General features: G+C 37.8%; 13 protein-coding genes and 2 pseudogenes. 10 read left to right on the top strand and 5 right to left on the bottom strand.

The annotated features are described in order from the left end of the window. Window positions 1–191: 191 nt before the first annotated feature. On the bottom strand, window positions 192–968 hold the full coding sequence (locus CHI06_RS14885) for an arylamine N-acetyltransferase family protein (protein ID WP_095249372.1): 777 nt from the start codon (window positions 966–968) through the stop codon (window positions 192–194). A gap of 569 nt (window positions 969–1537) precedes the next feature. Here CHI06_RS14885 and CHI06_RS14880 point away from each other — a divergent pair. From CHI06_RS14880 to CHI06_RS30510, 7 genes are all read left to right on the top strand, one after another. Next, window positions 1538–2164: a nucleotidyltransferase family protein gene (locus CHI06_RS14880; protein ID WP_095249370.1), complete on the top strand. Its 627-nt coding sequence runs from the start codon at window positions 1538–1540 to the stop codon at window positions 2162–2164. A 135-nt stretch (window positions 2165–2299) separates the two neighbouring features. Then, a complete protein-coding gene (locus CHI06_RS14875; protein ID WP_095249374.1) occupies window positions 2300–4447 on the top strand; it encodes a xanthine dehydrogenase family protein molybdopterin-binding subunit in 2148 nt (715 codons plus the stop codon). Beyond that, window positions 4444–4920 carry a (2Fe-2S)-binding protein gene (locus CHI06_RS14870; protein ID WP_095249368.1) on the top strand — a complete coding sequence of 159 codons (477 nt, stop codon included), beginning with the start codon at window positions 4444–4446 and terminating at the stop codon, window positions 4918–4920. The genes CHI06_RS14875 and CHI06_RS14870 overlap by 4 nt, the downstream gene beginning before the upstream one ends. Beyond that, complete coding sequence (locus tag CHI06_RS14865; protein WP_179292629.1) at window positions 4905–5774, top strand: FAD binding domain-containing protein; 870 nt, start codon at window positions 4905–4907, stop codon at window positions 5772–5774. The genes CHI06_RS14870 and CHI06_RS14865 overlap by 16 nt, the downstream gene beginning before the upstream one ends. Window positions 5775–5994: 220 nt before the next feature. Beyond that, window positions 5995–6789, top strand: a complete 795-nt coding sequence (locus CHI06_RS14860; protein ID WP_095249365.1) for an XdhC family protein — start codon at window positions 5995–5997, stop codon at window positions 6787–6789. 158 nt (window positions 6790–6947) lie between these two features. Next, entirely contained in the window at window positions 6948–7448 is a 501-nt protein-coding gene (locus CHI06_RS30515; RefSeq protein ID WP_257009311.1) for an alpha/beta hydrolase family protein, read from the top strand. A 56-nt stretch (window positions 7449–7504) separates the two neighbouring features. Further along, window positions 7505–7930 carry an alpha/beta hydrolase gene (locus tag CHI06_RS30510; RefSeq protein WP_257009310.1) on the top strand — a complete coding sequence of 142 codons (426 nt, stop codon included), beginning with the start codon at window positions 7505–7507 and terminating at the stop codon, window positions 7928–7930. 130 nt (window positions 7931–8060) lie between these two features. Here CHI06_RS30510 and CHI06_RS14850 read toward each other — a convergent pair whose 3' ends face one another. Together CHI06_RS14850 and CHI06_RS14845 are read right to left on the bottom strand one after the other, a co-directional pair. Further along, the gene (locus tag CHI06_RS14850; RefSeq protein ID WP_095249364.1) at window positions 8061–8699 is read right to left on the bottom strand and encodes a hypothetical protein; all 639 of its coding nucleotides are present in this window, start codon (window positions 8697–8699) and stop codon (window positions 8061–8063) included. Continuing rightward, entirely contained in the window at window positions 8696–8971 is a 276-nt protein-coding gene (locus tag CHI06_RS14845) for a hypothetical protein (RefSeq protein ID WP_095249362.1), read from the bottom strand. Before CHI06_RS14845 ends, CHI06_RS14850 begins: the two co-directional genes overlap by 4 nt. Window positions 8972–9416: 445 nt before the next feature. Between CHI06_RS14845 and CHI06_RS14840 the strand changes: the two genes are divergently transcribed. From CHI06_RS14840 to CHI06_RS14830, 3 genes are all read left to right on the top strand, one after another. Continuing rightward, window positions 9417–9776 carry a hypothetical protein gene (locus CHI06_RS14840; protein ID WP_095249360.1) on the top strand — a complete coding sequence of 120 codons (360 nt, stop codon included), beginning with the start codon at window positions 9417–9419 and terminating at the stop codon, window positions 9774–9776. A 191-nt stretch (window positions 9777–9967) separates the two neighbouring features. Next, on the top strand, window positions 9968–10252 hold the full coding sequence (locus CHI06_RS14835; protein WP_095249358.1) for a hypothetical protein: 285 nt from the start codon (window positions 9968–9970) through the stop codon (window positions 10250–10252). 53 nt (window positions 10253–10305) lie between these two features. Beyond that, the gene (locus CHI06_RS14830) at window positions 10306–10686 is read left to right on the top strand and encodes a DUF6241 domain-containing protein (protein ID WP_179292628.1); all 381 of its coding nucleotides are present in this window, start codon (window positions 10306–10308) and stop codon (window positions 10684–10686) included. 49 nt (window positions 10687–10735) lie between these two features. Here the strand turns inward: CHI06_RS14830 and CHI06_RS14825 are convergent. Then, window positions 10736–10924, bottom strand: a pseudogene (locus CHI06_RS14825) (lysine 2,3-aminomutase); the annotation flags it as partial. Window positions 10925–11172: 248 nt separating this feature from the next. Further along, window positions 11173–11990 (bottom strand): annotated as a pseudogene (locus CHI06_RS14820) (peptidase S8); the annotation flags it as partial.

Raw genomic sequence — 11990 nt, 5'->3', positions numbered from 1 at the left:
GAGCGATTAAGGTAGAAAGCACTGCAGGAAAAACCACTTTTATCGTTATCTTATTAAAAGAGAAAAGTCTTCAATATTCAATGGCAAGTATCTAATTTGGTTATAGGAGAAATACATTCATGAACTAAGTTCATTGGTGCCTGTCACTTGTCGAATGCGACTAGTGACAGGCACCTTTTATTATTGTTTCATTAAAGATAAAAATATTCTTTTCTAATTTCATTGAATCGTTTCTCATTTATGATTTCCTTATTCAATGCACTATCGACCCATTCCGTAAAAGAAGTGTCAGTTAAAGTTATGTTCCCTTTGTCTGTTAATTTAGTGATTAATGGCTTCTTATTAAAGGCAGATTCAGGGTGTTCAATGATAATTCTTTGAACTTCATTTAATTCAGTTATATTTTGAATCTCTTCTTTAGAATTAAAAGCGTATCCGATCTTCCAGTCTTCATCTTTCCGATTCAATTTCATGTATAGCATATAATCCCCATGCTCACTGTCTACACGATCCACTCTGAATTCTCCATTACTAGAAACAACAGACTCTCCGCTTAACTGAACAGGCTTTAATGGTAAGAACCCTCCAAAACCAGTATCCACGAGATAGACCTGCCCATTATGGGTAATAAGGTTAGCCACATGAGTATTTCCAGTCTCACTCCACTGCTGCTTCATAGGATTATAAATTACTCCACGAATTAAAGTTGGATTAAATCCATTTTCGTATAAGAAAAGGTAAAGAATTGCATTTAGTTCATAACAAAGTCCGCCTTCATTTTGCTCAAATAATTTACTCCTTAAATTCTCTTTTGTAATTTCTTTCGTTCTATTTTCAATAATACATAAATTCTCAAACGGAATGGCCTTCGCAGTCTTTTCAAGAACCTTATCTAAATTTTGAAATGTGATTACTTCATCTTGTGGGATACCTATTCTATTACGAAATAGTAAGTTTAAGTCACTCATGCATCGAACCTCCTTGCTTCCTTCCTATTTATATGATAGCAAAAAGCTCAAGGTAACCCAAATAAGTAAGAGCTGCCGGTGTTTACTAGGATTAATTGAAGGGAAAATATCATTTTGTTCTTCCTACCTTTTAAACGTACAATAAGTTTTACCAGATAATATGTAACTAGTAAAGTTCGACAAATTGCAGGTGGTGACAGCATTTCTATTAAAAATGATGAAAATAACCTGATCCCTTTTGTCCCTGCAATGAATCCCTATTTGGAAAATGCACAATTTACAGGTGTTATGCAAGGCACTGCATTAACAGGTACCGGAAGCGGATTTGCAACTCAAAATCCGTTCAGTTCATTATAAATAAATCTCCTAACGATCGAATGGATAGCTAATAAAGAGGAGGTAAAAGGAGCAAGTGACTTGTTAAGTGATAGGCTCCTTTTTTTTGAGGGGGAGAAGTAAACAAACATTTAATATTTACCATCGTTAATTGATAATCATGATAGTGTTGGAATAAACATTTATTAGACTAATAGAGATTAAGATTAAACGATCTTTTGAGGGTGATAAAAATGGAAGCAATCGTCTTAGCTGCCGGATATTCGAGCCGAGCAAATGCATTTAAAATGACTTTGCCACTGGGGAAAATGTCTGTGCTAGAGCAAACGATTTCTAAATTTGAAGGAATATGCGTCAGAGTCATCGTCGTAGCAGGGTATCAAGCGGAACTCATTCAAGAGGAAATGAATAAAATCAACAATAAAAAAGCCTATTCATTTCAGATAAAGTTTGTTTACAATGAAAACTTTAACGAGGGAATGTTTACGTCCATTCAAAAGGGGTGCACAGAAGTAAATGCCCCAGACTTCTTTATAACACCCGGAGATTGTCCACTTATAAAAAAAGAGACGCTGCAGCTACTAGCAGGGCACAATGGGAATGTAGTGATTCCGAGTTTTCAATTTAAAGGTGGTCATCCCATCAAACTATCCATCCAAGTAAAACAGAAAATTCTCGAAACCAATCCAGATAGTAATTTGCGTGTGGTCCTCAATGGTTACGAAAAGGAATACATCAATGTTGATGATCCGGGAGTACTCATAGATGTTGATACGCAGGAGGATTACCAAAAAGCCATTGATTACAACTCCAAAACTCCACAGGGACGGTTCTCTTGGTTCAATCCAAACAAAAAGTAGACCAATAGAACCGTCCCCATGATCTTTTTATATGAAAATTAATCATAAAACATCATTCCCGTTTATAAAATTGTAGGAAGAGGTTTCTTTTAAAAATGAGTCGAAGGGTGTTGTTGGAATGTGAATCTTAAAGACATGAGCACCTCAGTGCCCAGAAAGGACCATAAAGGTAAGGTATCGGGTCAGTTGCCTTATATAAGTGACGTGAAAGTGGAAAATATGGTTTATGGTGTTTTGTATCGCTCACCGATTGCATATGGGAAAATCAAATCCATTCAATTACCAGACCTTCCGGAAGGCTATGAAGCAGTTGGTGCAGAGCATATTCCCGGACCGAATTATGTCAAAATTATCAAAGAAGATCAGCCCATTTTTGCCAATGAGTGGGTCAATTATATTGGTGAGCCGATTCTCATGCTCGTTGGAAAAGATCTGGATATCCTCTATAGTTTGTTAGATGAAGTGAAAATTGAATTTGAAGAACATCAGGCTATTTATACATTGGACGAAGCAATCAACCAAAAATCAGCACCCGGTGTAAATATGGCAAGCTATGAATTTGGGGAAAGCTTAGAAATCATTTCAGCAATTGAGGAGGAAGCCCATCAAATCATTGAAGAAGAATATGATACGGGTTATCAGGAGCATGTCTACCTTGAGCCACAAGGAATGCTTGCCATCTATAAGGATGATGAAATTGTCGTCCAGGGATCGATGCAATGTCTTTATTATATAAAAAATGCATTACTAAGCGCTTTAGCATGTGGTGACGATGATGTCAGAGTGGTTCAAAGCCCTACCGGCGGAGGTTTTGGCGGCAAAGAAGAGTTTCCATCGATGATGGCGTGTCACGTGGCCGTTGCGGCAAATGCAGTCAAAAAATCGGTAATGCTTGTGTTCGACCGTTCTGAGGATATGGTGGTTACGACGAAGAGACATCCGGCCAAATTCAACTATCGAACGGCGATTGATAAGGACGGAAATATTTTGAGCATGTGTGTGGACATTTTTCTTGATGGCGGAGCGAATGTGGGATTGAGCTCAGTCGTGCTCCAGCGCGCATTAATAAACAGTGCCGGTGTTTATAAAATTCCACATTTTCATGCAAAAGGCTTTTGTCTAAAAACCAATACCGTTCCGAACGGTGCCTTCAGAGGCTTTGGAGCTCCACAAAGCTACGCTGGAATCGAAAGTCATATTGGACATCTTAGTAAACTATCAAACATCGACCCACTTGAATATAAACGAAAATACCTCGTCAAACAAGGAGACCCCACCATCACCAAAGGAAATTTCCGCGACCCAATATTAATGGAAGAAATGATTGAGGACTTGCTAAACGCATCCGAATACAAAAAGAAAAAAGGGGAGTTTCAGCGTTACAATCAACAAAATCAACGTTATAAAAAAGGCATAGGAACTTCGCTGTTCCTCCACGGCTGTGGATTTACAGGCAGTGGTGAACGAGATCATATTAAAGCAACCGTGAAGTTAGTCAAATCCAAAGATGATCAGGTATCGTTAAAAATATCAAATTCTGATATGGGACAAGGCATTTTTACGACACTTTGTAAAATTGTCGCCAAAGAACTAGACCTCCCGTACGAAGAAATTTTGTTTCCTTATCCCGATACCAAAGAGGTTCCCGACTCTGGACCAACAGTAGCCTCCAGGACGACAATGATTGTGGGAAAATTGCTTGAACGTGCTGCTAAAAACCTTAAGGCTCAGTGGCAAACAGGGGTGGTACAGGAAGTAGTGGAAAACTATGTTCACCGTGAAATGATTCCTTGGGATGAAAAAACGTTTACGGGAGATGCCTACCCGGCATATTCATGGGGAGTGAATATCGTTGAAGTAGAAGTGGATACGTTAACAGGAAACATAAAGCTCGAAAAGGTATACGCCAATTATGAAGTAGGGAAGGTCATTGATGACCGGGTGATGAAAGGACAAATTGATGGTGGTTTAGCACAAGGATTAGCGTACGGTTATCTAGAAAAGATGACATCAAAAGAAGGGAAAATCCAACAAAAAAGTATAACCGATTATGGACCACCAACATCATTGGATGTTGTTTCAATACAAAGCAAAGTATTTGATAATCCCTATGCGGATGGTCCCTACGGGGCAAAGGGTGCAGGTGAATTGACTTTAATTGGCGGCGCTCCGGCAGTCCAAGCGGCAATTGAGGATGCATTGCAAACTCCTTTTCAGCAAATACCGATTACACCGGAAGTCATTATAGAAAGTCTTTATGTGAGAGAAGGTGAAGATGGTTGATTAAATTTACCCTTAATGGAAAAACAGTAGAAACAGATGCCCCTGCCACAGTAAGATTGCTAGATTTTATTAGAGATGATCGACTGTTAATTGGAACGAAGGAAGGATGCGGAGAAGGAGAATGCGGAGCCTGCAGCGTGTTTGTAAATAATCTCCTTCAAAACAGCTGTCTTATTCCAATTGGCTCTATGGAGGGAGCCGATATTGTAACGATAGAAGGAATCATGGAAAGTGAACAATTTAAGATTTTAGATGAAAGCTATAGCATTGCCGGAGGAGTACAATGCGGCTACTGTATTCCTGGGATGGTCATGGCAAGTGCTGCGTTATTATCCCAGAACCCACATCCCTCAGAGACAGAAATTCGTGAGGGGATATCTGGAAATCTGTGCCGATGTACGGGCTACAACATGATAGTAGATGCGATAAACCTCGCAGCGAAAAAAGGGGACGGCTTATGGCAGAAAAAATAATCGCGTATCGTTTCAATCGGTTAGACCAAACCTTAAGCCAATTGAATAAAGAAAACTGTGCGATCATTGCCGGAGGCACCGATGTCATGGTTATGCACAAAAGTCGAAGGGGAGTACCTCCGAAAATCCCTAAACCGATTGTTTTTATAGATCATCTGTTAGAACTAAAAAGGGTGTATCAAAATCAAAAGGATCTCCATATCGGGGCCTGCTGTACCTATAGCGAATTACTTGGAAACCCGCTCATTCCTTTAGTCTTAAAGAAGGCAATCAAAACGATTGCGGCACCTGCGATTCGTAACAGAGGGACATTGGGAGGAAATGTTTGCAACGCTTCCCCGGCAGGTGACACACTGCCATTATTATATGTATATAACGCCAAACTTTTGCTTCGGTCTGTAAAGGGCGAACGCATCGTTGCAATTAGCGATTTTATTCAAGGTGTGCGAAGGATTCAACGTGAGACCAATGAAATCCTAGCCGAAATAATCTTGCCGTCCGCCCTAGAAGAAGGGGCTCATGTTGTATTTGAAAAAGTCGGCAACCGCAACGCAGATGCCATTGCCAAAGTAGGGTTTGCTGGATACATCAGGTTAAATGGAGATGTAATCGAAGATGTTCGCTTTGTCTTCGGAGCAGTCGGACCGACGATGGTTCGTTCCGTAGATATTGAGAAGATGCTGCTGGCCAAGACCGTACCATTAGTAGATTCAGACATCGCTCAGGTGGTGGCATCCTTCGACAAAATCATTAAACCCATTGACGATCAGCGCTCAACAGCTATATATAGAAAAACAGTTGCGTTAAACCTCTTACGTTATTTTCTAAGCATGAAACAATATCTAAACAATTAATGTATTGGCTGAGTTAAAAAACATTAGTTGGTTTTGAACACTGAGTTGATTGGAGCGGAAGGCGCGAAGACTCCTGCGGGAGTACGGAGCAGGTGAGACCCCACAGACGCTTTAGCGGCGAGGAGGCTCTCCGCAACGCCCGCGGAAAGCGAAGCGCCTGGAGTGGAAATCAACGGGCCTATTATCACAGCTAATTTTAAAAAAAGGGGGGGAGCTATTCATGCTACTAATGGAAAAAGTTGCTTTGCTGAATCGTCAAAACGAAACCTTTGCTCTAGCCATGATAATTGAATCAAAGGGCTCGACTCCCAGGCATGTTGGAAAAATGATTGTCTATCGTGATGGTTCGATTGAAGGTACGGTCGGCGGGGGCTTAGCAGAACATTATATCATCCAAGAAAGTGTAAAAGCAATCCAAGTAGGTAAATCGAAAATCGTTGAATACAAACTAAATAAACATGCAAAAGACGGAATTCAAATGAATTGCGGCGGTACGCTGAGGGTTTTCATTGAAGTCTATACAAGCCGGCCTGAACTCGTTCTGGCTGGAGCCGGTCATTTAGCACAAGCGTTATCAAGGCTTGCTGATTCCCTTGAGTATCCTTATTGCATTGTCGATGATCGCATTGGTTATGCAACCAAGGAACGCTTTCCCAATGCGACAGACCTTTTTATCAACGAGGATATTGGGGTGGCCATGCTCGCTGCCAACCTTAATGAAAAGTCGTATGTAATCATAGTGACAAAAGATCGCGACGATATTGTCCTAAAAACAGCCCTGCAATTTCCGATTGCCTATGTTGGAATGGTTGCCAGCAAGCGCAAAACGATAACGATATTTGAAAAATTAAAAAATGAAGGTGTCACTGAAGATCAACTCGAGCAGGTACATTCTCCCATTGGATTAGAGATAGGTGCGGAAACAACGGGAGAAATCGCCATCAGTATTATCGGAGAAATCATTAAATTAACCAAGGAAACCAAGCCAACAAAAGTGAAACAATTAACTAGTTAAGAATAATCATCGAGTGCCTGCCAAAACAATGACAGGCACCTTTATTAGTAAATTGTAAAACTAACTAAAATAATTTTTTGTTGGCTTAGACGTACTAACTGTAGTTAATAAAATTTTCCAATATAAGTATAATAAATAAATGAATAAGGGCGATGAAAATGATGAGTAAAGAGTTTGAAGTGACGATACCAGGACAATTTCCATTAGCCGCAACATTAACGATCCCAGAAGGCAGCAATGAAAAATACCCTTTAGTTGTGATGGTTCACGGAAGTGGTCCAACAAATCGGGATTCAAATGCTAAAGGAATGCCAATGAATATTTTAAAGGAATTAAGTGATGTCGTTGCTGCAGAAGGGTTTGCGAGCATACGTTATGATAAACGGGGAGTAGGAGCGAGTAAAGGGGACTTTTATGAAACGGGAGTACGTGATTTAATTGACGACGCACTGGCTGTAGTAGAATTTTCCAAAAAGCATCCAAACATAGACCGAGAGAATGTGATACTACTAGGACATAGTGAAGGTAGTATTTTGGTGCCATTTGTGAATGAAAAAGTTCCAGTTGACGGAATCATACTTCTTGCAGGAACCGCTGAACCTCTAGCAGAAACCATGACATGGCAGCGTGAGGCAATCATGAATGATGTTAATCTGTAAAAGGGTTTCAAGGCTGGATACTTCGTTTATTAAAAGTAGATAAAAAAATCACAAAAATGAATGATGATTTATTGAAGGCGCTGCTTGCATCGGATGAGCCGGTAATAAAATATAAAGGGAAAAAGATTAACGCCAAATGGAATCGAGAGCATATACAATTTGACGTATCTCAACCGTTACAAAAAATCACATGTCCTGTACTGGCGATAACAGGTACAAAGGATGTTAACGTAAAGGTCAGCGACCTAGATAAGATTAAAACACTGGTACAAGGTGAATGTGAAACACATATTATTCAAGATATGACTCATTTGCTTCGTAGAACAGATGTTGAATACAGTATAAGCAAAATCATGAACCATTATAAAAAGTCGCTGAAACACCCCATGGACTCTGAACTAAAAGATATAATTAGTAATTGGTTAAGAAATTGGATGAGTAGACAGGTGAAAATTGATAAAATTGAAATGCTGATAAAATGAATACCACCATCGCTAATTTGCTATTAAGAGAATAGATTAATCCCCATCAAATAGGATTAGAAGGTGTGCAAATTTATGCATGCCTTTTTGGTCTTCTTTATGATAGTAAGTAAATTGTGCAAGGATCAAGTTATTTAGTAGAAAACCCTTGCTTAAAAGGAAATAGAAATGTCTTTAAATGCTTAGAAATGTGATAATGCACCACAGCAAAGATTCCCCCAATTAAGTCGGATATTAGATCAAGGTTCGTATCTAAAAGGCTAGGTTGATTTTTAATCTTCGGTTTAAAAACTTGATCTTCCATAAACTTCAATAATTCATAAATTGTTCCCAATGCTAATGAAAGACTTATTAAAAATAAAATGGTCAGTCTTTTGTTGGTTAATTTAATTTGAATAAATTGCTGGATTACAAAAAATATCCAAAGTGTTAATGCATAGGTTCCGAAAATATGTTGCAATCGGTCATATATAAAAGAGGATTCATACAGATTTAAATATTCTCCAAAGAAGTCGTTAAAAGTTATTGATAATAAAGTAATAATCCTAATGTAAAGTGGAATCCGCCAGTGTTCTTTTTTCTCCAAAATCATATAGATGAACCAAAAGAAAAGATTACCAGAAGCCATTCTCATATAGTCGAAATTGTTAATTTCAAATAAAGCTATTATACAAATGATTTGAATAATGATAAATAGCAAATCCAAAGCTTTTTCTATATATGTTTTTGACAGTTTAGACACCCCAGATTTTGTACTTTTTACATTCATTTCTGTTTTCTAAATGCTAACAAAGTTGTTTTCAATGAAGCATAAGAACCAATTGCAGCATATCCATAGAACCAACCCATAAAAAGCCCCGCAATAAAATGGTGGCGATGGCTAATAAAAATTGAAATCATTAAACCAAGAATAAGAGCTATGGTTGGTACATATTTTTTCTTTATTTTCAAAAAAACCTTTATCAGCTGAGTAATCAACATTACAAATGGAACTGCGATCACTGCATCCCAAAAGTTTGTATGAATTGTCGGAAAGTCCACACTAATACACCTTCTTAATATGACTAAAGCTTTGAAAATCAAAAGACTGCTAAAAATAGATCAACATTAATATTCACTAGATAATATATTTTTATCCAAGTTGTTAATGTAACAAAATAAATTGAACTATTTTGCTAGCTTAGAGGTAATATCTGTATGATGATTTAGAACACCCCATTGACTCTGAACTAAAAGATAAAAATAGTAATTGGTTAAGAACTTAGAAGAGTAGACCGGTTCCTATCGATAATTCCGAAATCCTGGTTTAATGAATCTCCCATCGCTCATTCGATGGGTTTCTTTTTTTTAGCATTAATGCTAAACAGGAGTTGGTTTAGAATATATTAATGATTCTTACTATGAATTTATTAAATACTTTTATTAAATGTAAAGATTCATGATATATTTTGAGAAAGACCCAGTTATCATATTTTAGGAGTTCACAATGAACATTATTACTAAAGAAGAAATTGAACATATGTTTGAAACTTTAAAGCCTAACCTAGATGAATCAAACATTATAGTTCTTGAAGATGGAGAGTTATCCAAAGTATTAAAATATTCATTGTTCTTGCAGCAATGTGTCCAAGAAATAATAACCATTGCCTCTTTTACTCACGAAGAGATTCTATACAGTCAGTACTATTGGTTTGTTCATTTTAAAAATCTATATTTTTATAAAGTTGGATACGATGGAGGTATGGACCAACAGGCATATCTACTTATTGAGAAATTAAGTACTGAACTGGAAGGAAATGTTGATTGGCATTTAATTGAAGAAATTGAAACCAATTTAATCATATAGTAATCCCTAATTATATTATGTTAACTTAAGTAGAGGAATACAGAGATTAAAGGTTAAACGGCGGTTATAGTTTTGTAAGTTTTAGGTTGGATTACGAAATATGGGTCAGGGTACTTCTACTCAGAAGAAATTTGAAGTATCGGGTATAGTTGTAAAGGAATGAATTTTTACATAATATCGGAGGAAGTATCATGGATTTACGTAAGAAGAAGTTTGTCATCATTGTTCTTTCAGGTTTAGTGTTAGCTAGCGGAGGAACAATAGGTTACAAGTTTTACCAAGAAGAAAAGAAAGAAGCTGTGATTGAAACTCAACAAAAGGCAGAAAGAGAAGCTTTCCAAGAGAAGAGTGGATTGGCGGAAACAAAGGTGATTAGTGCGGAAATGAACCCGATACAAGAGAACATAGAAGCAGCTGAAAAAGCGGTCTTTTTATTGCCAAATAGTGAAATAAAGCAAAGCTCAAGGATCGGGTAGCAATTGTAAAAGAAGAGTTTATCAAAAATATGAAGGCCAAGGAAGAAGCACGTTTGGCAGAATTAACAGACGACATCCATCAAGCAAAAATTGCTTTAGGGTTAGATGAATCTCCATCCGAAAAAGATATAATAGAGATTCTTCATAATATGACTCATCAAAAAGTACGCTCAGAGGAAAAATGGGGATTTGTTCAAATGACCGAGGTTAACCTTTTAGCAATGAAAGAAGTCCTTCAGAAGAATCCAGGATTCAATCAAAATATTGATTTACTTGGTATTGTCACTGATTGGTTAAATAATGATTTTAGTAATATCGTAGCTGAACATAACGAAATATGGAAAATGAAAAATGGAACAGTTGGAAAAGCATATGGGATCCTAAGCCCAAGTGAAGAACAGGCACTAATAAAAGAACAATTTGGGAATCGCTAATAGATTCATTCTATTGTTTTAGTGAATAGAATTACATAATTGTATTATGTTAACTGTGTTTAGACCTATTTAATGAAGAATGTGATGGATCCTTTTGATACTTCTGTCTACGATCTAAGCGGTTTAGGTCTTCTGGGATAAGGTTGAATTTACTGTCGTTCATGACTGCGGCTATCCCAGCATTTGATTTATATTTTTCATAATCATTGTAGATTCCTTTGAAATAGTCATCGGCTCGGCTGGGGACGTAAAGGGACTGTGTTTTTTATTGTAAGTATTGTTTATACTGTTATTTAAACAAAAAAATTCAGCCTGACGAGCGATTTGAAATCGAATCGAAAGTCAAATTAAAAAAAGCCGGGATTGGCAAATGGAAACAACCATCAACCAATCACCGGCTATATTTGTTTTTGAGTACTCATTCACTTTACCATTTAGGATATAAGTGAAATGTGGCCCATTCTTCTGTTTCATTCAATCTATGATTTAGTTAGGTTTTACGTTGACATACACTTTACCAGCGGCTCTTTGACGAGATTCATTTCCATAATCATCTCTCATCACCACTTCGATCTCAGCACCGCTGATCTTGCCTTTTGGTGCCGTCCAGGTACCAACATAGTGACCTGTTCCTTGTTCTGTTAATTGTATTTCAACAGAAGTGGCGGCTTCCTTTACAGGTCCGGTTTCAGAGGTTGAAGGTAAGCGAACTAAGAAGAATCCACTAATTCCTGGCTCACTATCTAGTTCGACGGTCACATTATTACCCGTTTTTATCACCACATTTTGAGCTGGTTTTAGATTTGTGATTGCAGGTGAATTAAACTTGGCGTAAACAGTGACTTCCTTACTAGTTTCGTTTCCAGCAATGTCCTTTGCAGTGACAGTAAATTTATTTTCTCCATTATTGAGTAGTACATAATGGGAGTATGAGCCATCTTCTGTGACATTCACTTTTTGACCATTTATAGTGACTTCTGCAAGAGATAGGTCTGTCACTTTACCTTCGATCGTAACTGCTTGTTGATTCGTCTTTAAGCCATCAGTAGGTTTGGTGATGGTTAGTTCTGGTTTTGCTTGGTCAAGGGTGATCTTCACTGGATCAGACGGATCCGTAGTACCTCGATCAGAAGAAGAGGTAGCTGTCAGCACGTTTTCACCATCTTGAAGGGTCACATCTACAGAGAAGGTACCATCCTTTCTAGCTGTTGTGGTAGCTACTTCTTTGCCTTTATTCAAAAGATGAACTTCGATATTTGGTGAAGCTTTCCCTTCTACCGTGACAGTAGATTGATTGGTGTTGG

This window comes from Bacillus sp. 7884-1 (assembly GCF_002272245.1).
Taxonomy (GTDB): Bacteria; Bacillota; Bacilli; order Bacillales; family Cytobacillaceae; genus Neobacillus.
This window is presented reverse-complemented; position numbering and strand designations above follow the sequence as displayed.

Bases quoted from the DNA above. Each gene is read 5' to 3' on its own strand.
- CHI06_RS14865 (WP_179292629.1), top strand. From the start codon at position 4,905: ATGGCAGAAAAAATAATCGCGTATCGTTTCAATCGGTTAGACCAAACC.
- CHI06_RS14875 (WP_095249374.1), top strand. From the start codon at position 2,300: ATGAGCACCTCAGTGCCCAGAAAGGACCATAAAGGTAAGGTATCGGGT.
- CHI06_RS14880 (WP_095249370.1), top strand. From the start codon at position 1,538: ATGGAAGCAATCGTCTTAGCTGCCGGATATTCGAGCCGAGCAAATGCA.
- CHI06_RS30510 (WP_257009310.1), top strand. From the start codon at position 7,505: ATGAATGATGATTTATTGAAGGCGCTGCTTGCATCGGATGAGCCGGTA.
- CHI06_RS14850 (WP_095249364.1), bottom strand. From the start codon at position 8,699: ATGAATGTAAAAAGTACAAAATCTGGGGTGTCTAAACTGTCAAAAACA.
- CHI06_RS14860 (WP_095249365.1), top strand. From the start codon at position 5,995: ATGCTACTAATGGAAAAAGTTGCTTTGCTGAATCGTCAAAACGAAACC.
- CHI06_RS30515 (WP_257009311.1), top strand. From the start codon at position 6,948: ATGATGAGTAAAGAGTTTGAAGTGACGATACCAGGACAATTTCCATTA.
- CHI06_RS14840 (WP_095249360.1), top strand. From the start codon at position 9,417: ATGAACATTATTACTAAAGAAGAAATTGAACATATGTTTGAAACTTTA.
- CHI06_RS14835 (WP_095249358.1), top strand. From the start codon at position 9,968: ATGGATTTACGTAAGAAGAAGTTTGTCATCATTGTTCTTTCAGGTTTA.
- CHI06_RS14885 (WP_095249372.1), bottom strand. From the start codon at position 968: ATGAGTGACTTAAACTTACTATTTCGTAATAGAATAGGTATCCCACAA.